The organism is Streptomyces sp. V1I1 (genome assembly GCF_030817355.1).
Classification (GTDB): Bacteria; Actinomycetota; Actinomycetes; order Streptomycetales; family Streptomycetaceae; genus Streptomyces.
In genome coordinates, this window is record NZ_JAUSZH010000001.1 from 1926158 (window position 1) to 1947686 (window position 21529).

At 71.2% G+C, this 21529-nt stretch carries 12 protein-coding genes; 4 read left to right on the forward strand and 8 right to left on the reverse strand.

Annotated elements, in window-relative coordinates:
* Positions 1–6: 6 nt before the first annotated feature.
* From QFZ67_RS09335 to QFZ67_RS09355, 5 genes are all read right to left on the reverse strand, one after another.
* Positions 7–7872: a non-ribosomal peptide synthetase gene (locus tag QFZ67_RS09335; RefSeq protein WP_307660628.1), complete on the reverse strand. Its 7866-nt coding sequence runs from the start codon at positions 7870–7872 to the stop codon at positions 7–9.
* Positions 7873–8063: 191 nt separating this feature from the next.
* Positions 8064–8402 (reverse strand): antibiotic biosynthesis monooxygenase, encoded by a 339-nt coding sequence (locus tag QFZ67_RS09340; RefSeq protein WP_307660629.1) that lies wholly within the window; start codon positions 8400–8402, stop codon positions 8064–8066.
* On the reverse strand, positions 8393–9769 hold the full coding sequence (locus QFZ67_RS09345) for an NAD(P)/FAD-dependent oxidoreductase (RefSeq protein ID WP_307660630.1): 1377 nt from the start codon (positions 9767–9769) through the stop codon (positions 8393–8395). The genes QFZ67_RS09340 and QFZ67_RS09345 overlap by 10 nt, the downstream gene beginning before the upstream one ends.
* A 66-nt stretch (positions 9770–9835) precedes the next feature.
* Entirely contained in the window at positions 9836–10870 is a 1035-nt protein-coding gene (locus tag QFZ67_RS09350) for an isocitrate/isopropylmalate dehydrogenase family protein (RefSeq protein ID WP_307660631.1), read from the reverse strand.
* Positions 10871–10877: 7 nt separating this feature from the next.
* Positions 10878–11624, reverse strand: coding sequence for a thioesterase II family protein (locus tag QFZ67_RS09355; RefSeq protein WP_307660632.1), 747 nt, complete (start codon positions 11622–11624; stop codon positions 10878–10880).
* Between the two features lie 362 nt (positions 11625–11986).
* Here QFZ67_RS09355 and QFZ67_RS09360 point away from each other — a divergent pair, with 362 nt between their 5' ends.
* Together QFZ67_RS09360 and QFZ67_RS09365 are read left to right on the forward strand one after the other, a co-directional pair.
* On the forward strand, positions 11987–13573 hold the full coding sequence (locus QFZ67_RS09360; protein ID WP_307660633.1) for a (2,3-dihydroxybenzoyl)adenylate synthase: 1587 nt from the start codon (positions 11987–11989) through the stop codon (positions 13571–13573).
* 784 nt (positions 13574–14357) lie between these two features.
* The gene (locus QFZ67_RS09365) at positions 14358–15602 is read left to right on the forward strand and encodes an IS110 family transposase (protein ID WP_307660634.1); all 1245 of its coding nucleotides are present in this window, start codon (positions 14358–14360) and stop codon (positions 15600–15602) included.
* Between the two features lie 86 nt (positions 15603–15688).
* On the opposite strand, the gene QFZ67_RS09370 is transcribed toward QFZ67_RS09365, so the two are convergent.
* Positions 15689–17017, reverse strand: a complete 1329-nt coding sequence (locus QFZ67_RS09370) for a class I SAM-dependent RNA methyltransferase (protein WP_307660635.1) — start codon at positions 17015–17017, stop codon at positions 15689–15691.
* Between the two features lie 102 nt (positions 17018–17119).
* Positions 17120–19168, reverse strand: a complete 2049-nt coding sequence (locus QFZ67_RS09375) for an APC family permease (protein ID WP_307660636.1) — start codon at positions 19166–19168, stop codon at positions 17120–17122.
* A 177-nt stretch (positions 19169–19345) separates the two neighbouring features.
* On the opposite strand from QFZ67_RS09375, the gene QFZ67_RS09380 reads away from it, so the two are divergent.
* Positions 19346–20014, forward strand: a complete 669-nt coding sequence (locus tag QFZ67_RS09380; protein WP_307660637.1) for a TrkA family potassium uptake protein — start codon at positions 19346–19348, stop codon at positions 20012–20014.
* Positions 20014–20691: a TrkA family potassium uptake protein gene (locus QFZ67_RS09385; protein WP_307660638.1), complete on the forward strand. Its 678-nt coding sequence runs from the start codon at positions 20014–20016 to the stop codon at positions 20689–20691. Before QFZ67_RS09380 ends, QFZ67_RS09385 begins: the two co-directional genes overlap by 1 nt.
* Before the next feature lie 93 nt (positions 20692–20784).
* On the opposite strand, the gene QFZ67_RS09390 is transcribed toward QFZ67_RS09385, so the two are convergent.
* A complete protein-coding gene (locus QFZ67_RS09390) occupies positions 20785–21528 on the reverse strand; it encodes a DUF3159 domain-containing protein (protein WP_307660639.1) in 744 nt (247 codons plus the stop codon).
* Position 21529: the final 1 nt, after the last annotated feature.

Sequence of the window (21529 nt, forward strand, 5' to 3'; positions counted from 1 at the left end):
TGTTTCCTACCTTTCGGTCATTCTCCGCAGCGGCATTCGGGTGGAGGCCGACATCTCGTTCCAGCGGTCGGTCAGTTCGGCGACGGTCGGGGCGGTGAACAGAACGCGCATTGGGATTTCCACGCCCATTTCGGCGCGTACCCGGGCCACCAGTCGGGTGGCCATCAGTGAATGGCCGCCCAGGACGAAGAAGTCGTCGTCGAGACCGATCCGCTCGGCGCCCAGGACCTCGGCGAACAGCGCGCACAGCGCCTGTTCCCGGGGCGAGCGCGGAGCCCGGTACTCGTCCCCGCCGAACTCCGGGCGGGGCAGGGCGGAACGGTCGAGTTTGCCGTTGGGCGTCAGCGGCAGTTCCGTGAGCGTCACGAACGCGGCCGGGATCATATAGGCCGGCAACCGCTCTCCGACCGCCTCCCGCAGGAGTTCCGTGGTGGGCGGCTCGGTGCCGGTCTCCGGGACCACGTACGCCACCAGCCGGCGGTCGCCCGGCCGGTCCTCACGGTCGATGACGACCGCCCGGCGGACCGCGGGGTGGCGGGTCAGGGTGTGCTCGATCTCGGCGGGCTCGATCCGGAAGCCGCGCAGTTTGATTTGGTGGTCGGAGCGGCCGAGGTACTCCACCTCACCTGTGACCGTCCAGCGGGCGAGATCCCCGCTGCGGTACATCCGCTCGCCCGGTGGCCCGAACGGGCAGGCCACGAACCGCTCCGCGGTCATGCCCGGCCTGTCGTGGTAGCCGCGGGCCAGGCCCTCGCCGGCGATCCAGAGGTCACCGGCAGCGCCGGGCGGCACCGGGCGCAGTGTGCGGTCCAGTACGAGGATCCGGGTGCCGGCGACCGGGCCGCCGACCGAGGGAGGCATGCCGCAGTGGCCGGGGAGCAGACGGGCGGCGGTGGCGTAGACGGTGGTCTCGGTCGGGCCGTAGAGGTTGGTGACCTCGGTGGCGTGCCGGCACAGGGTTTCGGCGAGCGCCAGGGGCAGGGCCTCGCCGGTGGAGATCACCCGCAGCCCGGTCAGACAGGCCGGCGCGTGGGTGACCAGGCTCTGCCAGAGCGCGGGGGTGGCCTGCATGACGGTGACGCCGGACCGTTCGACGAGGTCGAGCAGTGCCGTCGGCTGGGTGATGTCGTCCTTGCCGGCCAGTACCACCCGCCCGCCGGCGAGCAGGGGCAGGAAGAGTTCCAGCGCGGCGATGTCGAACGCGACGGTGGCGCAGGCCAGCAGCCGGTCGTCCGGCGTGAAGGAGAATCGATCCTGCATACCGGTCAGCAGGATCGCCAGCGCACCGTGCCGGACCACCACGCCCTTGGGTGTGCCAGTGGAGCCGGAGGTGTAGATGACGTAGGCGGCGTGGTCGGCGCCGACCGGAACGCGCGGGCCGTGGGCAGGGTGGGGGGACCGGTCGGACAGGTCCACCCCGGCCAGCCGTTCCTCGTCGAGGACCAGCACCGGTGCGCTGTCCTCGACCACGGCCCGCACCCGGGCGGCCGGATACTCCGGATCCACCGGCACATACGTGCCGCCGGCCTTCCACACGGCCAGCAGGGCCACCACCAGGTCGGCCGAACGGGGCAGCAGCACCACGACCCGGGACTCCGGGCCCACACCCTGTCCGGCCAGCCAGTGCGCCAGCCGGCCGGCCCGTTCGTCCAGCTCCCGGAAGGTCAGCCGGTGCCCGCGGAACTCGACGCAGACCGTGTCCGGCGTCGCCGCCGCCCGCGCCGCGATCAGCTCGGGGACGGTCCGCTCGGGGGGCGGGACCGTGGTGTCGTTCCAGCCGTGCAGCACCTGTTCACGTTCGGCGTCGGACAGCACGTCGAGCGCGCCGACGGTGGTCCGCGGACCGGCGGCGATCTGCCGCAGCACCCGCACCAGCCGGTCGGCGAGCGCCTCCACGGCGGTCTGCTCGAATGCGTTGCGCCGGTACTGGAAGGAGATCCGCAACAGCGGGTCGGCCGCCGCGATCACGGTCAGCGGGTAGTGCGGCGGGGCGTACGGGCGGATACCGCTCACCACCGGTTGCGCCGACGCGGCGGCCGCCGAGCGGCCGGACCGGTCGACGGGGAACGACTCGAACACCACCAGCGTGTCGAACAGCGAGTTCAGCCCGGTCGCTCGCTGGATGTCGGCGAGCCCCAGATGGTGATGGTCCAACAGCCTCGCCTGGGCGTCCTGGAGCCGGCCGAGCACCTCCGGGACCGGGTCGGCCGGCGTGCATCGCACCCGCACGGGCACCGTGTTGATGAACAGGCCGATCATGGTGTCCGCGCCCGGCAGCCCGGAGGGCCGGCCCGCGACCGTGGCGCCGAACAGCACGTCCTCGCGGCCGGTGAGCTGCGCGAGCACCATGGCCCAGGCGCCCTGCACCAGGGTGTTGGGGGTGACGCCCCACTCCGCGGCCCGGCGCGCCAGCATGGTGGTGTCCTCGCCGGTGAGCGGCACGTCGATCTGCCCGCTGCCGCTGCCGGCCGGCCGGGCCCCGGGCGTCGTGGGGGCCAGCAGGGTCGGCTCGGCCACACCGGCGAGTTCCTCGGCCCACGCGCGGGCGGAGCGTGCCGTGTCCTGCCGTGACAGCCAGCTCAGGAAGTCCCGGTAGCCGTGCGGGCGCGCCGGCGCGGTGTCGACGCCGTCGGCCCCGTATAGCTGCATCAGCTCGCGCTCGACGAGCGGCACCGACCAGCCGTCGAGCAGCACGTGGTGGGCGGTGAGGGCCAGTTCGGCGTGTTGGGGGCCGAGCGTGACGAGGGTCAGGCGCAGCAGCGGCGGGCTCTCCGGGCGGAAGCGGGTGTCCCGCTCCTCGGCGAGGATCTCCTCCAGCCGGGTGGCGGCGTCGGCCTCGCCGGTGAGGTCGAGGTGCCGCCAGGGCAGCGGGACGTCGTCCACGACGACCTGCACGGGCTCACCGGTGGCGCTCGGCCGGAACGCGACCCGCAGGTTCGGGTGCCGGTCGAGCAGGGCCTGGCCCGCGGCCCGCAGGCGCGCCGGGTCCACCGCGCCTTCGAGCCGGAACACGAACTGCGTCTGGTACGCCTCGGATGCGCTCTGCGCGAGCATCGTGTGATACAGCAGCCCGTCCTGCAACGGCGTGAGCGGCCATACGTCGCTGACGCGCCCGAAGCGCTGTTGCCAGCCGTCCAGTTCCTCCTGGCCGACGGTGACCAGCGGGACGTCGGACGGGGTCAGTCCCCGCCCGCCGGACGCGACCAGGCTCCGCAGGCCGCGCAGTGCGGCGCACCAGGTGCCGGACAGGGCGCGGACCTCGTCGGCGGTCAGCACTCCGGTGGCGAAGGTGAACAGGGCGGTGAGGCGCGCGTCGTCGCCGGTGCCGGTCACCAGGGCGTTCAGTTCGAGCGCGCTGGGCGCCGGCATGTCCGCGGCGGGTGCGGCGACCAACTCGGCGCATTCGGGCGCCGGGGTCCATCCGGAGCCGTGGGTGGGGTCCTCGCCGGGCGCCGGCTCCGGGCGTTCGAAGGTGAAACGGCCCAGGAAGTTGAATCCGATGTCGTCCGCCGGATACGGGCTCAGCAGCGCCGCGGTGTCGTCGTTGAGGTAGCGCAGCAGGGTGTAGCCGATGCCCTGGTCGGGCAGGGCTCGCCGCTGCTCCTTCACCCGCTTGAGGGCGTCACCGGCGGCGGCTCCTCCGGTGATCGCGGCGTCGACGTCGATCCCCGAGACGTCGATGCGTACGGGGGTGACCGTGGTGAACCAGCCGGCCGTGCGGGACAGGTCCGCGCCCGGCACCAGCTCCTCCTGCCGGCCGTGCCCTTCCAGCCGTACGACCGTCGTGCCGTCGGTGAGACCCTGCCGTTCCCGGGCCAGCGCGAGGACGAGGGCGGTGAGCAGGACCTCGTCCGCGCCGCTGCGGTAGGCCGCGGGGACGGAGGTCAGTATCGCGTCCGTGAGGTCGGCCGGGAGCTCCACCCGGACGGTGTCCGTGGTGGAGGTGAGGTCTCGCCCGGGGTCAAGCGGCCGGGAGCCCACGGGTGCCACGGGTGCCTCGAGCAGGTCGCGCCACAACGACGCCTCCGCCACCCGTCCGGGGCGGGCCGCCTCGTCGGCCAGGGCGTGCAGCCATCGGCGCAGGGAGGTGCCCACCCGCGGCAACGCGGGGGGCTGGCCTTCCTGGACCTGGCGCCAGGCCGCGGCCAGGTCGGGCAGCAGCACCCGCCAGGACATGCCGTCCACGACCAGGTGGTGGGCCACGACCAGCAGCCGTCCGGGCCCGCCCGCGGCCCCCGGGAACCAGACCAGCCGGAGCATCCGCCCGGCCCGGGCGTCGATGTGCCGTACGGCCTCGGCGGCCTTTGCGCGCAGCAGGGTCTGCCACTCCTCGCCGCCCCAGTCCCCGGGGCAGTCGACCCGGTCGACGAGTCCGCCGGCGTCCGGAGTGCCGGGTGGCTGCACCAACAGGCCGTCGTCCGTCAGCCGTGAGCGCAGGACGTCGTGCCGGTCGAGGACGGCGCGCACGGCCGCGGTGAGGCCGGGGAGGTCGACGGCTGCGGGCAGTTCCAGTACCAGCCACTGGGCGAGGCGGTCCAGGCCGGGGCCTCGCTCGGCGTACAGCCGGGCCATGGGGGGCAGCGGCAGCAGACCGACGCCCCCGCCCTCGAGCTCGGCGAGGGCCACCGGTGCGGTGTCGCGGGTCGCGGCCTGCGCGAGCGCGGCGACGGTGCGGCACTCGAACACGGTGCGCGGGGTGAGCGCGAGACCGCCGGCGCGGGCTCGGCCCACCACCTGGATCGCCCGGATGCTGTCGCCGCCCAGAGTGAAGAAGTCGTCGTCGACTCCGATGTGGCTCAGGCCGAGCACCTCGGCGAACGCGGCGGCCAGGAGGCTCTCGTCACCGGTCCGGGGCGGCCGGTGGGCACGGCCGGTGACCTCCGGCTCGGGCAGCCCGGCCCGGTCCAGCTTGCCGTTCGCGGTCAACGGCATCCGGTCCAGCGCGACGAAGGCGGCGGGCACCAGGTGGGCGGGCAGCCGGGCCGCGACGAAGCCCCGCAGCTCGGCGATGTCCAGGCCGGCGTGCAGGTCCCATTCGGTGCCGGTCCCGCCGTTGCCGTCGGAGGTGGCCGGGACGACGTAGGCGACGAGCTGCGCGGCTCCGTCCGCGGCTCGGCCGGGCCGGGCGACGACGGCCGCCCTGAGCACTCCCGGGTGGTCGGTCAGCGTGTCCTCTATCTCCTGCGGCTCGACCCGGAAACCGCGGATCTTCACCTGGTGGTCGGCGCGGCCGGCGAACTCCAGTTCGCCGTCGGTGTTCCAGCGCGCCAGGTCGCCGGTCCGGTACATGCGCCGCCCGGGTTCCCCGAACGGGCAGGCCACGAAGCGCTCGGCGGTCAGGGCCCGACGGTCGTAGTAGCCCCGGGCGAGTCCGGCGCCCGCGATGTAGAGGTCGCCGAAGACGCCGGGCGGCAGCGGTCGCAGCCGGCTGTCGAGGACGTAGAGCGCGGTGTTCCAGATCGGGGTGCCGATCGGTATCGTCCGCGCCCCGGGCCGGTACTGCCACGCGGTGACGTCCACGGCTGCCTCGGTCGGCCCGTACAGGTTGTGCAGCGGCACGCCGAAGGTCCGGTGGAACCGCGCGGCCAGCTCGGCCGGCAGCGCCTCTCCGCTGCACACGACGCGGCGCAGACCGGTGCACGCGGCAGCCGTCTCCTCGGTGACGAACTCGGCCAGCATCGACGGGACGAAGTGCGCGGTCGTGACGCCGGCCCGCCGGATCACCTCGGCCAGATAGTCCGGGTCGCGGTGCCCGTCCGGCCGGGCGACCACCAGGGTGGCGCCGGTGATCAGCGGCCAGAAGAACTCCCAGACGGACACGTCGAACGAGGCGGACGTCTTCTGCAGGACCCGGTCGGAACCGTCGAGCCGGAAGCGATCCTGCATCCAGAGCAGCCGGTTGACGATCGCCGCGTGCGTGACGACGGCGCCCTTGGGCCGTCCGGTCGATCCCGACGTGTAGATCATGTATGCGGGGTGGTCAACCCGGTGCGGGGCGGACCTGACGGGCTCTTCGGTGAGCGGGGCGTCGTCGACCATGACCACGGGGACGTCCGTCCGGGGCAGCCGGTCCGCGGTGTCTTTGACCGTCAGCAGCAGCGCGGGCCCGGCGTCGGCGAGCATGAACTCGACCCGCGCGGCCGGGTAGTCAGGGTCGACGGGGACGTAGGCGGCGCCCGCTCTGAGCACCGCGACCAGGGCGACGACCAGTTCCAGGGAGCGGGGCACGGCGACCGCGACGAACCGCTCGGGCCCGGCGCCGCGCTCGGTCAGCAGGCGGGCCAGCCGGCCAGACCGCTCGGCCAGTTCCCGGTAGGTCACCCGGGTGTCCTCGAAGGTCACCGCGCCGGCGTCCGGGGTGGCGCGGGCCTGTCGGTCCAGCAGTTCGGTCAGGGTCGTCGGCGGTGGGGTCACCGTGGGTCCGGCGTACTCGGTGAGCAGCGCGCGGCGTTCGGCGGGGTGCAGCACGGAGACGGTCCCGACCAGGGCGTGCGGGTCGGCGAGGGCCCTGCGCAGGAACGTCACGAACCGCTCGGCGAGCCCGGCGATGTCCTGGTCGTCGTACTCCGCGCGCGGCGCGTCGAAGCGGACGTACAGGTCGCTGTCGGCCCTTCCGTCGGTGTAGACGCAGACCATCACCTCGTCGATCACGCCGAAGGTGCCACCGGCGAAGTGGGCTGTGGCGCCCGCCAGGTCGAGTGCTTCGACGGAGGGGAGCACGTTGACGACGGCGCCGAACGGGCTGCGCGCGTCGCCGGCGTGGCCGGAGGCCCGTTTGATCAGGGATATGTCGTGCCGGGCGTGGCGCAGGACACGGCGCCGCTCCCGGCCGAGCGCCTCAGCCAGTTCCACGAAGTCGGCCGCGGGGTCCACCCGCGAGCACAGCGGCACCCGGTTGGAGAGGAGGCCGAGCGAGCGGCGCAGTGCGCCGACGCGGTGATTGACGGTGATGGTCAGCAGCTGCTCGGACAGACCGCACATGTGCCCCAGGAACGCGGTGGCGGCCGAGGCGATCAGGTCGGGCACCGAGGTACCCGCCGCGGCGGAGGCGTGTTCCCAGGCGGCGAGTTCGACGGCCGGGACCGTCGCGGTGCGGGTGGCCATCCCCTGCGGTGCGGTGAGGCCGTCCCAGTAGCCGGGCCCGCCGGTGGGGGCGTCGGTGCCCGGACGGACACCGGCGGGCAGACGGGCGGCGGGCAGGTCTTCGGCGAGGTAGTCGCGCCAGAACCGCTCGGCGTCGGCGAACCGCTGCGACTCCCGGTAGACGGCGTCCTTCGCCGCGGCGTCCCCCGGCGGGTTCGGGGCGCCCTCCGGCAACGCGGAGCCGGCGCGCAGCGCGCGGTAGATCTCGGCGATCCGCCGGGACAGCAGGGTGAGAACGCCGAACGCGTCGGTGAGGATGTGGTGGAAGACGAGCACGAGCAGGTGGCGGCCGGGGGCCAGCCGGATCGAGCCGATCCGCAGCAGCGCGTCATCGGTCAGGTCGAAGGGCTGGCGCACGAGATCGGCGACGACGGCGCGGGCCGCGCCGGCGGGGTCGGCGGCGTCGCCGACATCGAGGCGGAACGGCTCCCACGCCCCGAGGTCCCGGGCGACCGGCCGCAGCCCGTGGTCGTCGCGGCGGAAGTTCACCTTCAGCGCGTCGGCTTCCGCCACCGCCGCCCCCAGGGCCGCGGCGAGCAGGGCGGTGTCCAGGTCACCGTCGATGTCCCAGAGAGTGGCCACGTTGTTCGGTACGTCCGGAGTGAATTCCTGCGCGAGCCACATGGCTTCCTGCGCGGATGTGACGCCGGTACAACCCATCCAGATGCCCCCAGCAAAAGTGGTTTCCCGGTCAACGGCCTCGCCGTGCCGATACTTGTCGCGGCCCATGCGCTCGAACAACTGGCATGAAAGATGTTCGCCAGAGATCGAAAAGGAATAGGCCAACACCCGAAACAACTCCGCCAAACCGCCCCGGCCAACGTCCGTCCGGCCCGCTTCAAACTGCCCTCGGACATCTTTCGGTCACGGGTCCGCGCGTTCCGCGCGTTCCACGCGTTCCAACGGCCGTAGTCCGCCTGCTAGCGCGGCCCCTCCGCCGCTGCGGCCGGGCTTTCGTTGTCGTGCGCGCTGGTCCGGACCACCTCGGCGACGGTCAGCTCGTAGGCGGAGTACCAGTGTTTCCTGCCCAGTCGCTGCGCCACCTGGTGCTCGGGGTCGCAGCGCCACTTGTCTAGCGTCTCCCCGTCCCGCCACATCATGACGGCGAGACGTTCGCCGTCCTCCCCGGTGTAGTGCTTGACCTCCACCGGGTCGGACCCGGCGATGGCGCGGACCCGCTCCTGCATCCGCTCCTCGGTGGCGTAGTAGTCCTCGCCCGCCTGCTCGGACAGGCGCGACTTGAACAGGATCACGAACATACGGAGTCCTCCGGGGTGGCGGTGGTCGGGTTGGGGGAAGGGATGCAGGCGCGCAGTCGGTCGTCGGGCGCCGAGACCAGCTCGGTGCCGTACCGGGCCAACAGATCCGCCACGAGCCGGTCCAGACGCTGGTCGTCACGCAGTACGGAGGCGTAGCTCTCCTCGGTGAAGGCGCACCGCTCGTACAGCGGAACGAACCAGTCGGGGAACAGCACCGTCAGCCGCCCGCGCAGCACCTCCGCAGCGGTCTCCTCGCGCGGTGGGCCGGCCATCGTGAAGTAGTGCCGGTAGGAGAGCCGGGAGATCGCGTCGGCGTCCTCGGTCCGCGACTTCTCGTAGGCTGCCAGGCCCGCCGCCCAGTCCGCGGAGGCGTCGAGGCAGTCGACGAGGACCCGGGCGTCCTCGAAACCGCAGTTCATGCCGTGCCCCATGAAGGGCGCCATCGCATGACAGGAATCACCGAGCAGCGCGAAGGTGTCTCGCCAGACCCATCGGTCGCAGCGGACGGCCGTGAGGGTCGAGACGGCCTTGGTGGCGAGCTGTTCCGCGATGTCGGGGATGATCCCGGTCAGCTCGGGGAAGTGGGCGGCGAACGTCTCGTACAGGTCCTGGCCGCCGCGGGCCGCCGCGTAGGACGGGGCGGGGCCGTCGAGGCGCATGAACAAGGAGCCCGAGAGCTTCCCCGACGGCAGGGGGTGCGCGGCGAACATCGCCTTCCCGGAGGGCCAGTAGTGCGTGATGGTCGGGTCCAGCCGGCCGGCCGGTACGTCGATCTCCTGGTAGGCAAGGTCCAGCGTGCGCACCTCGGCCCGGGTGCCGCGCGCCTCCAGGGCGGCCCGGGCGGCGGAATGCGCGCCGTCGCAGCCGAGGACGCGGCGGCACGTCAGCCGGTGCGAGCCGTGCCGGTCCTCCACCACCACTGCGGGTTCGTCCGGGTCCACCGAGCCCACGCGCTGCCCGAAGCGGAGGCGCACACCGGGGGTCGCCTCGGCGGCGTCCAGCAGGATGTGGTGCAGCCGCCGGCGCTCCACCGCCCAGATGGGCTGTCCGTCCCGGCTGTAGGGGGTCATGCGCGTCCGGCCGTCGGGCAGGTGCCCGCAGCGTCCATGCAGGGGGACGCATATGCGGCGCACGGCGTCCGCGACGCCCAGGTCCGACAGGGCGCGCCAGCCGCGCGCCGACAGCATCACGACCAGTGACCGGCGTTGTCCACCGGAGTTCCGCCTGGGGTCCGCCCGTTTCTCCAGCAGGGTGACCGGTCCGAAGCGGGGCGCCAGGTAGAGAGCCGTGACCACGCCCACCAGACCGGCCCCCACGATGACGGTCTCCGGGTTCCCGTCCGTGCGGTCCGTGCCGTTCCCGTTCATACCGTCCTTGCCCCTCGTCCGTTGCTCCGCCGGCGGTTGTCGGGTCGTGTCCGCGTCCGCACCTCGCTATGGCCGCCGCAGTTCCGTCAGGACCGCGGTGCCGGCCTCTTTCGTACTCAGGGACCCGCCGAGATCGGGGGTGACGCGGCCCGCCGCGACGGCCGCGGCGACCGCCCGGCGGACCGCGTCCGCCTCCTCGGTCCGGCCCAGGTGCTCGACCAGCAGGGCCACGGAGAGGATCGCGCCGAACGGGTTGGCGGTGCCGGTACCCGCGATGTCCGGGGCGCTGCCGTGCACGGGCTCGAAGAGCCCTTGTCCGGTCACGGGGTTGAGGTTCGCCGAAGCCGCCACGCCGAGGCCGCCGGCCAGCGCGGCCGTGAGGTCGCTCAGGATGTCGCCGTAGGAGTTGTTGGTGACGACGACGTCGAAGGCGGTCGGATCGGTGGCCAGTCGCAGGGCGGCGGTGTCCACGTAGAGGTGGGACGTCTCGACGTACGGGTGCCGTGCGACCGCCTCGCTCCAGCACCGCTGCCACAGCTGTCCGCCGTTGCGGACGGCGTTGGCCTTGTCGACGAGGCACACCGACCTGCGCGCCACGGAGAACGCGAACTCCAGCACCCGTGAGACGCCTTGGTGGGTACTGAGGTCCACGTCGATGGCGATCTCCTGGGGGGTCCCGGTGCGCGTACCGCCGCCGATGCCGCTGTAGAGCCCCTCGGTGTTCTCCCTGACGATCACGCAGTCGATCGCCCGGCGGGCCGGGTCGCGCAGCGGACTGAGCCTGTCGTGCAGGAGCCTGGCGGGCCGGTAGTTGACGTAGAGGTCGAGTTCGAGGCGCAGGGTGGTGAGGACCGTACGCACGTACGCGGTGTCGCTGAGCCGGGGGTCCCCGACCGCGCCGAGGAGCGCCGCCTGGCTGGACCTGATCCGGTCGAGGTCGGCTCCGGTCAGCGCGGTTCCGGTGCGCAGGTACGTCTCCGCGTTGACGCGGTCCAGGACGTCCGTACGCGTCCCGAGGCGGAGGGCGTCGAGGACGTCCAGCGCCGGCTCGATCACCTCGGGACCGATGCCGTCACCGGGGATCACGGCGATGGTGGTCAAGGCCGCCTCACTTCGGGCCCTGGCTCAGCACGTCCGCGACGAGTTCCGCGACGTCGGTCGTCACGTGGAAGTGCCCGCCCGGCCGCACGGTCCCCGAAAAGCCGCCGGAGGTGACGCTCGCCCACCCCGCCAGCTGGTCCTGCTCCACCAGCGGGTCGCCCGCGCCGTGGTAGCTGCGCACGGGACAGGACAGCGGACGGGTGCCGGGGCGGGGCCGGTAGGTCGCGTGGGCCCGCAGGTCCGAGCGGATGACGGGCAGGAGGAGGTCGCGCAGCTCGGCGTTCTCGGCGACCGCGGGCTCGATGCCGCCCAGCGCGCACAGGGTCGACCAGAACTCGTCGTCGGGCGCCAGGTGGACACCCCTGTTGGTCATGGATCCGGGCGGCAGTGCGGCGGACACGCAGAGCGCCCGGGGTTCCTCACCGGCGTCCCGCAGCAGCAGAGCGGTCTCGTAGGCGACCAGCGCCCCGAGACTGTGCCCGAACAGCACGTGGTCGCCCGGCGGCAACCGCAGCAGCTCCGCCGCCACGCAGCCGGCCATCGCGGCCACGTCGTCCACGGGCGGCTCTCCGAAGCGGTCGCCGCGGCCCGGGTACTGGACGGCCATCAGCGACACACCGGGCGGCACCGCGGCGGACCACTCGCCGAATGCGACTCCCGATCCCCCCGAGTGCGGGAAGCACACCACCCCGACGCCGGCAGGGTCACCGGCGATCATCGACCGCACCCAGCCGCGTTCCCGTATCCGGCTCATCCACTCCGCCTTTCTGGCCGGCCGTCGTTCCGTCCGCACCATGTTTTCCACTCGCCGCCGATTCGCGGGGCCCTCGACAGATGTCGGCAAGAGATCGGGGCGCGGTGGAACGCGGCGCCGACGATGCCAAGGGACACAAGGACCGCGGGCAGGCCGCCGTACGGCACCGGGCTCACCTCGCACGCGGACGCAGCGCACCACCACACCGGACACCGCCCGCCACCGTGAGAAGGCACGCGCCCTCCACCCCGCGTCGCCGCCGTCCCGCGGCCCGGACGGACGGAGTGCACCCGCAGCTCCACCCGGACCTTCGCGCCCCCTCGATCCACGCCTCGACCGACCCGCCGAAAGGGAACGCGATCATGCTTGACGGTTTTGTGCACTGGCCCGAACAGCTCGCGGCGGACCTGCGCCGGACAGGGGTCTGGCTCGGCCGGCCGATCGGTGACTTGTTGCACGAGTCGTGCGAACGGAACGCCGATCGCGTGGCCGTGGTGTGCGGCGAACGCCGGATGACCTACGCGGAGCTGTCCCGGCGGGCGGACCGGTTGGCGGGCGGCCTGATCGGACTGGGCATCAGGCCCCTGGACCGGGTGGTGGTGCACCTCCCCAACATCCCGGAGTTCGTCGTCCTGGTCTTCGCGCTGCTGCGGGCCGGAGCGATCCCCGTGCTGGCGCTGCCCGGTCACCGCAGGGCCGAGATCGCGCATCTGTGCGCTCACTCCGGGGCTGTTGCCTATGTGGTGAAGGACGAGTTCGGCGGGTTCGACTTCCGTACGATCGCCCGGGAGATCCCGTCGGTCCCGCACGTGATCGTCAGCGGCGACGCCCAGGAGTTCGTTTCGCTGGAGTCGCTGGACGCCCAGGACGTCGCGCTGCCCAGGGTGGACGCGTCCGACCCCGCGCTGTTCCTGCTCTCCGGGGGCACCACCGGACTGCCGAAGCTGATTCCCCGGACCCACGACGACTACGAGTACGTCATGCGGGCCAGCGCGGAGGCGATGCGGGTGGGCCCGGAGGTGGTGTACCTCGCCGTCAACCCGGTCGCGCACCAGGCGGCCCTCGCCTGTCCGGGCGTGTTCGGCAGTCTCCTGATGGGAGGGAAGGCGGTACTCACGTCGAGCGTGCGGCCCGACGACGTCTTCTCGCTGATCCGCCGCGAGGCAGTCACCGTGACCACGGTCGTGCCCTCGGTGCTGCGGCTGTGGGCCGATTCCGGACGACCGCCCGGCGAACTGTCCCGCCTGCTGATCCAGGTGGGCAGTGCCCCGCTCGACCCGGCCCTGGCGCGCCGCGCGGCCCAGGAGCTGGGCTGCCGGATCCAGCGGTGGTACGGCATCAGCGAGGGGCTGCTGACCCACACCCGGCTCGACGACCCGGAGGAGGTGGCCGTGAACACGGACGGCCGCCCGATGTCACCGGGCGACGAGGTCCGGATCGTCGACGAGTCCGGGAACCCGGTGCCCGACGGGGAGGCCGGCGAGATGCAGGTGCGCGGTCCGTACACGATCCGCGGGTACTACCGGGCTCCCGAGGAGAACGCCCGGTCGTTCACACCGGAAGGCTTCTTCCGCACCGGCGACCTCGTCCGGCGCAGGCCGGACGGCAACATCATGATCGTCGGCAGGATCAAGGACGTCATCAACCGGGCCGGCGAGAAGGTCTCCGCGGAGGAGGTGGAGCAGCAACTGCGCACCCACCCCGCCGTGCAGGACGCGGCCGTGATCGGCGTGGCGGACACCGTGCTCGGCGAGCGGACGTACGCCTTCGTCGTCCTCAACGAGGCGGACGTCCGCCCGTCCGCCATGAAGGAGTTCCTCAGAGGCCGCGGCCTGGCCACCTACAAGATCCCCGACCGGCTGATTCCGATGCCGCAGCTTCCGCGCACACCGATGGGGAAGGTCGACAAAAAGGCACTGCGCGCACGGATCGCCGCGTCACAACGCTGACGGTGCCGGGGTGCGGGACGGATTCCGCGTCCGCTCCGCGCCTGCCTCGGCCGGTTGACCACCGCATCCGGCTGGGATCCCACCGGGCACTGGGACCTGCCCGGGGCCCTACCGCCGACCATGGTGCACACCGGCTCGTGACCGGCGGATGAGCAGTTCGCTCGGCGCCACCGGGCCACCTCCGAGTGCGGGAATGGGCGCCCGTATCAAGGAGGTGACCGGCAGTCCGGGCACGAACCGCATCACCCAGCCCTGACCTACACAACCTGACACACCATCAGGGCGAGCGTCACATGAGCGTCAGAACAGCCCGGCACGGCCTCAGCGAAGACCGGGGGGCACCACGCGTCCGCCTTCCCGTCACCGATCGAAACCGCAGGTCAGCCAGCGTCCGTCCGGCATGCGGCCTGCTCCACGTCATGCGCCCATGAAAACAGGTCGGGCCGACCCGCTCGTAACCTCAGGAATCCGAGAACTCGCAGGTCAGCGACCCAGCGCACCTTCGGTGCGCGCCGGGGGCGTGGTAAATCCTGTGGCGTGCGCCGAAGGTGCTTCTGTCTGCCCTGACGTGGGCTGATGCCGGTCCGGGACCCTGAAGTGGTTCGTTCCGGCCGAAACCGAGGCTTCTGTGATGCCGGTGAGCTCGCAGGTCAGCATGGTGCTGAGGGCCGTCCACGGGCACCGTGGAGTGTTGCTGTGAGCACGGGCGTCAGAATTCCTGTTTCACCCTGGCCCTCCCGGAACGGCGTACGAGGTACTGGCCGCCGGGGAGGGAGTGGAATCCATGGACGTGCTGCATGAACGCTGCGCGGGGCTGGACATCAGCAAGAAGGACGCCAAGGCGTGCGTGCGCACGCCGAGCACGAAACGCCGGGGCTCGTTCACCAACGAGACCACGACGTGGGGATCGACGACGCACGCAGTACTCGCCCTGCGCGATCACCTGCTGGCCGCGAACGTCACCCTGGTGGTGATCGAGGCGACCTCGGACTACTGGAAGCCGTTCTACTACCTGCTGGCCGAGGAGTTGAACGTGATCCTGGTCAACGCCCGGCAGGTCAAGAACCTGCCCGGCCGCAAGACCGACGTCTCCGACGCCGCCTGGCTGGCCCAGCTCGGCGCCCACGGCCTGGTCCGTCCCTCGTTCGTACCACCGCAGCCGGTGCGCGAACTGCGGGACCTGACCCGGGCCCGCACCCAGATGACCCGCGAGCGCGGACAGGTCGTCCAGCGGCTGGAGAAGCTGCTGGAGGACACCGGGATCAAACTCGCCGCGGTCGCCTCCGACATCACGGGCGTCTCCGGCCGGGCCATGCTCGAAGCCCTCATCGCCGGGGAACGCGACCCACAGACCCTCGCAGAACTGGCCAAGCGACGGCTCCGCAACAAGATTCCCGAACTCACCGAGGCCCTGACCGGCCGCTTCCGCAACCACCACGCGTTCCTGGCCCGGCTGTATCTGGACCAGTACGACCAGCTCACCGGTGCCATCGACCAGCTCACCGCACGGATCGAGGAGGCGATGGCCCCCTTTCGCCCCACGCTGGAACTGCTCGACACCATCCCCGGGATCAACCAGGCAGTCGCCGAGGTGATCCTCGCGGAGACCGGGGGTGACATGAGCCGGTTCGCCTCCGCCAAACACCTCGCCTCCTGGGCCGGGGTCTGCCCAGGACACCACGAGTCCGCCGGCCGCACCAAGAACACCAGGGTCCGCCCCGGCAACCCCTACCTCAAGGCGGCCCTCGGACTGGCCGCCTTCGGCGCGGTGAGAACCAAGGACACCTACCTGCAGGCCCGTTACAAGCGGCTCACCGCCCGCCGCGGCCCGCTGCGGGCCCTGGTCGCCGTCGAGCACTCGATCATCACCGCGATCTGGCACATGCTCACCGACAACGTCCCCTACCAGGAACTCGGCAGCACCTACTTCACCCAGCGCGACCCCGAACGCGCCACCCGCCGAGCGATCAACCAGCTCAACCAACTCGGCTACACCGTCACCCTCAACCCCATCGAGACCGCGGCCTGACCGGCAGCCCCAGAACCTCGGCGATCCCACGGCCGCCGGGCATCCAGTGCTGCCCACACCCACCCTGACCTGTATCTATTTACGCGTCAGAGGCTCTTCGTGGCGGGCTCCAAAATCGCCACGCACTCCACATGCGACGTCATCGGAAACAGATCGAACGCCCGCAGCGTCCTCGGCTTGTAGCCCCCCTCGCGGAAGTACGCCAGGTCACGCGCCAGCGCCGCCGGATCGCAGGCCACGTACGCGATGCGCCGCGCGCCCAGGGCCGCGAGGTGCTTCACCGTCTGCTTGCCCGCCCCCGCGCGCGGCGGGTCGAGGACGATCAGGTCCACCTCGGTGATCTTGGTGCGCGGCAGGACCTGCTCGACCTTGCCGTGTTCGATGCGTACACGCTCGAAGTCCTGGAGATTGTGGCGGGCGTCCTCGACGGCGCGCTTGGTCGATTCGATGCCGAGTACCGCGCCCTTCTCACCCACCCGGTCGGCGATCGCGCCCGCGAACAGGCCCACACCGCAGTACAGATCGAGCGCCATGTCGCCCTTGCGCGGCAACAGGCCCTGCATGACCGCCTTCACAAGGAGGTCGGCTGCCTGCGGGTGGACCTGCCAGAAGCCGCCCATGCCGACGCGGTACGTACGCTCGTCGGCCCGCTCCCGTACGAAGGCGCGGCCGTGCACCCGGTGCACCCCGCCGTCGCGTTCGTCCACGCGCAGCACCGAGACCGGCTTGTCGAGCTCGACCAGCGGCAGCCGGCCGCCCTCGCGCGGGGTGAGGATGACCTGGCGGTCGCTCGAACCCGTCGCCGCGATCGCCTCGACCGTGGCCATCTGCGGCCAGTCCTGCTTCTCGATGCCGAGCTCGGTGACGCCAGGCGCGGCGATCATGCAGTGGTCGATCGGCTGAACGTCGTGCGAGCGGTGCTTGCGCAGGCCCGCGCGGCCCTCCGTGTCGATCGCGTACTGCACGCGCGTGCGCCACGCGGGCACCTCGCCCGCCGGCAGCTTGTCGCCCGGCGCCGGCATGACAGTGCCGTCCCAGCCTGCCTCCTCGGGAGTGAGACCCGCGAGCCGCTGCAGCTGTTCGGCGATCACCTCGCCCTTGAACCGCCGCTGCGCGCCCGGCTTGGCGTGCTGCCAGTCGCAGCCGCCGCACTTGCCCGGGCCGGAGTACGGGCAGGGAGCCTCGACACGGTCCTTGGACGCCTCGATGATCCGTACGGCGTCGGCGCGCAGAAAGCGGGAGTCCACCTCGCCCTCGGTGACGCGGGCCACGATCTTCTCGCCGGGCAGCGTGTGCCGTACGAACAGCACCTGCCCCTCCTCGGTGCGGGCGATGCAGTGACCGCCGTGCGCGACGGGGCCGACCTCGACCTCGTACTCCTCCCCGACCAGCGAAGACTCGGATGCGTTCTGCATGGCGGGGTGACTCCAGAGATCAAGGGGTGCAACGGAAAACGGCCGGACGACCAGCCCACCAGTCTACGTGCGCGTCGTCCGGCCGCCCGCCACTCATATGGCTCAGCTCTTGCCGCTGGGCTCCTTGGGGCGCTGGTCCACCGGCCCGCGCCGCACCGAACCCGGCGCGTTCCACTCCTGGCGCTTCCTCGCCCGCTTCTTCGCGGCCTCGGAGGACACCAGCTGGTACGGCACCGAGGTCACCATCACACCGGGTGTGAACAGCAGCCGCCCCTTGAGGCGCAAGGCGCTCTGGTTGTGCAGCAGATGCTCGTACCAGTGCCCCACCACGTACTCGGGGATGATGACGCTGACCACGTCCCGCGGGCTTTCGCGCCGCAGCCCCTTGACGTAGTCGATGACGGGCCGGGTGATCTCGCGGTACGGGGAGTCGAGGATCTTCAGCGGCACATTGATGCCGCGCCGCTCCCACTCCTCCTTGAGCGCCTTCGTCTCGGCAGGGTCGACGCTGATGCTGACGGCTTCGAGTTTGTCGGAGCGCATCAGCTTGGCGTAGGCGAGGGCGCGCAGAGTCGGCTTGTGGATCTTGGAGACCAGAACGATGGAGTGCACGCGGGAGGGGCGCACATAGTCGTCGGGGCGCTCCTCCTCCGCGGCGATCTCCTCCGAGACCCGGTCGTAGTGCTTCCGGATCGCAGACATCGTCCCGTAGAAGATCACCATGCCGAGCAGCGCGACCCATGCGCCGTGTGTGAACTTGGTGGCGAGCACGACGACCAGCACCAGGCCCGTGAAGAACGCGCCAAAGGTGTTGATCGCGCGGGAGCGGATCATGGCGCGGCGCTTGGCCGGGTCCTTCTCGGTCTTCAGATGGCGGTTCCAGTGCCGCACCATGCCGGTCTGGCTGAGCGTGAAGGAGACGAAGACGCCGACGATGTAGAGCTGGATCAGCTTGGTCGAGTCGGCCTCGTAGAGCCAGACCAGCAGGATGGCCGCGCCGGCCAGCAGCACGATGCCGTTGGAGAAGGCGAGCCGGTCGCCGCGGGTGTGCAGCTGGCGCGGCAGATAGCGGTCCTGCGCAAGGATCGAGCCGAGCAGCGGGAAGCCGTTGTACGCGGTGTTGGCGGCCAGGAACAGGACCAGCGCGGTGGCCGCGGCGAGCAGTACGAAGAAGAACGTGCCGTCGCCGAAGACGGCGGCCGCGACCTGGGAGATCACCGGGTTCTGGACGTAGTCGCCGCCGACCGGGGTGCCGTTTCGGAGCAGGTCGTGCGCGGGCGTCTCGGCCATCCTCACATCGGTTGCCATGGCCAGGCCGATGATGCCGCAGAACATGGTGACGGCCAGGGCGCCCATGAGCAGCAGGGTGGTCGCGGCGTTCTTGCTCTTGGGCTTGCGGAAGGCGGGGACGCCGTTGCTGATCGCCTCGACGCCGGTGAGCGCGGCACAGCCGGAGGAGAAGGCCCGCAGCAGCAGGAAGATCAGCGCGAAGCCTGCCAGCCCCTGGTGCTCGGGCTTGATCTCGAGGTCGGCGGTCGGGGCCCTCATGGTGTCGTCGAGGACGATGCCTCTGAAGGCGCCCCACGCGATCATGATGAAGACGCCGGCGACGAAGACGTACGTCGGGATGGCGAAGAGCTTGCCCGACTCCCTCACGCCGCGCAGATTCATCAGCGTCAGCAGGACGATTATCGCGATGGCGCAGGGGACCTTGTGCTCGACGACGAAGGGGATCGCGGAGCCGAGGTTCTCCACTCCGGAGGCGATCGACACGGCCACCGTCAGGACGTAGTCGACGAGCAGGGCGCTGGCGACGGTGAGGCCGGCCCTGGGGCCGAGGTTGGTGTTGGCGACCTCGTAGTCGCCGCCGCCGCTGGGGTAGGCGCGCACGTTCTGCCGGTAGGAGGCGACCACCGTGAACATCAGCACCACGACAGCGACCGCGATCCACGGGCTGAAGTGATAGGCCGACACACCCGCGATGGAGAGCACCAGAAGGACTTCGCCCGGTGCGTACGCCACCGAGGACAGCGGGTCGGACGCGAAGACGGGCAGTGCGATGCGCTTAGGGAGAAGCGTTTCCCCCAGCTTGTCGCTGCGCAGCGCCCTGCCGATCAGGATCCGTTTGGGCACGTCGGTCAGTTTGGACACGCAGAGGATCGTAAGCGTTCCGTATCGACGATGCCCACCCACTACCCCGCTCTCCCCCGGAATCTCCGTTCTCGCAGCACAAAGGGGTCCCGGGGCGGACCGCGCGTGTGTAGCTTGGGCCGCGGTCTGAGACCCTGTTAAGCCTGAGCTAGACCATTGACAGCCGGAAGGACGGTCGTGCACATCGTCATCATGGGATGCGGGCGAGTGGGAGCCGCTCTCGCGCAGACCCTGGAGCAGCAGGGGCATACGGTCGCCGTCGTCGACCAGGACCCCACGGCCTTCCGCCGCTTGGGCTCCGGGTTCGGCGGCCGCCGCGTCACCGGAGTCGGTTTCGACCAGGACACTCTGCGTGAGGCGGGGATCGAGGAAGCCGGTGCCTTCGCCGCGGTCAGCAGCGGCGACAACTCCAACATCATCGCCGCGCGGGTGGCTCGCGAGATGTTCGGCATCGAGAACGTCGCGGCTCGTATCTACGACCCGCGGCGTGCCGAGGTGTACCAGCGCCTTGGCATCCCGACTGTCGCCACTGTCCGCTGGACGGCCGACCAGATGCTGCGGCGGCTGCTGCCGTCCGGCGCGGAGCCGCTGTGGCGGGACCCGAGCGGCGGGGTGCAGCTGGCGGAGGTGCACACCTCGCCGTCCTGGATAGGGCACAAGGTCAGCACGCTGCAGGAGGAGACGGGCGTGCGCGTCGCCTTCCTCACCCGGCTGGGGGAAGCGGTTCTGCCGACGTCGCAGACCGTGTTGCAGGAGGGCGACCTCGTCCACGTGATGATGCGTACGGACGAGATCGAGAAGGTCGAGGCGGCCTTCGCCGAGGGCCCTGAGGAAGGCGGTCACTGATGCGGGTCGCTATTGCGGGCGCCGGCGCGGTGGGCCGTTCCATCGCGGGCGAGCTGCTGGAGAACGGGCACGAGGTACTGCTGGTCGACAAGGCGCCCACCGCGATCTCGGTGGAGCGGGTGCCGCAGGCCGAGTGGCTGCTGGCGGACGCGTGCGAGATCACGTCGCTGGACGAGGCGGCGTTGCAGCGGTGCAACGTTGTGATCGCGGCGACGGGTGACGACAAGGTCAATCTGGTCGTCTCGCTGCTCGCGAAGACGGAGTACGGGGTGCCGAGGGTGGTCGCCCGGGTCAACAACCCGAAGAACGAGTGGCTCTTCAACGAGTCCTGGGGCGTCGATGTCGCGGTCTCCACGCCGCGCCTGATGTCGGCGCTGGTGGAGGAGGCGGTGAGCGTCGGCGATCTCGTACGGCTGCTGCGCTTCAGCCATGGCGACGCGAACCTGGTCGAACTGACGCTGCCGCCGGAGTCGGCGATCGCCGGCACGCAGGTGGGCGACGTGGCCTGGCCGGAGGACACCTCACTGGTCACGATCATCCGCGGCTCGCGGGTGCTGACGCCGGGCACGGAGGAAACGCTGGAGGCGGGCGACGAGCTGCTGTTCGTGGCGGCGCAGGCCCGCGAGGAACAGTTGGAGGACCTGCTGTCGGTCCGCCGCGAGGACGCGACGAGCTGACGGGTTCCGTACGCGAAGGGGCCCGGGGAACCTGATCGGTTCCCCGGGCCCCTTCGCGTGTGTCCGGCCGTGGCGCTACGTGTCCGGTCGCGGCTACGCCTCGCGCTGCGCCGCCGACGCCGCCTTGCGTTCCTTCTCGGCGCGTTCCTCCGCCTCCATCTCCGCGAAGACGTCGATCGGCGCCGGCGCCTTTGCCAGGAAGACCCAGGTCAGGTACACCGCGAGGAGGAACGGCGGGATCTTCAGGGTGACCAGGACCCAGCCGAGCTGCTCGGTGTCCGCCCACCAGTAGAGCGGGAAGAGGATCGCGCACTTCGCGAGCAGGATCAGGCCCCATGCCCAGCTCGCCTTCGCGTACGCCTTCTTCCGGCCCGGGTTACGCGTCCGCCAGGAGAGGTTCTCCTTGAAGACCGGGCCCAGGATCAGGCCGATCAGCGGGACGCCCGCGATCGTCGTCGCGATGTATGCCACCGCCAGGCCGAGCGTGTAGATCATGCCCGGCAGATAGAAGTCCTTGGCATTGCCCGTCATCATCGCGAAGACGACGCCGAAGGCCACACCGAAGACCCCGCTGAACGCGTGCTTGACGGTGTCCTTGCGGATCAGCCGGACCGCGACGAGCAGCAGCGAGAGCGCCAGGGCCGCGATGGCCGAGATGTGCAGGTCCTTGTTGATCGTGAAGATCGTGACGAACAGCAGTCCGGGAAGGACCGTCTCCACCATTCCGCGCACGCCGCCGAAGGCCTCGAACAGCGCTGCCTCCGTGACTGCTTTGGCGTCGCTGTCCTGCTGCTTCTGGTCGTTCGTCGTGGTGGTCGGCTTGTCGAGAGACGTCACC

Bases quoted from the DNA above. Each gene is read 5' to 3' on its own strand.
- QFZ67_RS09335 (WP_307660628.1), bottom strand. From the start codon at position 7,872: ATGGGCCGCGACAAGTATCGGCACGGCGAGGCCGTTGACCGGGAAACC.
- QFZ67_RS09340 (WP_307660629.1), bottom strand. From the start codon at position 8,402: ATGTTCGTGATCCTGTTCAAGTCGCGCCTGTCCGAGCAGGCGGGCGAG.
- QFZ67_RS09345 (WP_307660630.1), bottom strand. From the start codon at position 9,769: ATGAACGGGAACGGCACGGACCGCACGGACGGGAACCCGGAGACCGTC.
- QFZ67_RS09355 (WP_307660632.1), bottom strand. From the start codon at position 11,624: ATGAGCCGGATACGGGAACGCGGCTGGGTGCGGTCGATGATCGCCGGT.
- QFZ67_RS09360 (WP_307660633.1), top strand. From the start codon at position 11,987: ATGCTTGACGGTTTTGTGCACTGGCCCGAACAGCTCGCGGCGGACCTG.
- QFZ67_RS09365 (WP_307660634.1), top strand. From the start codon at position 14,358: ATGGACGTGCTGCATGAACGCTGCGCGGGGCTGGACATCAGCAAGAAG.
- QFZ67_RS09370 (WP_307660635.1), bottom strand. From the start codon at position 17,017: ATGCAGAACGCATCCGAGTCTTCGCTGGTCGGGGAGGAGTACGAGGTC.
- QFZ67_RS09385 (WP_307660638.1), top strand. From the start codon at position 20,014: ATGCGGGTCGCTATTGCGGGCGCCGGCGCGGTGGGCCGTTCCATCGCG.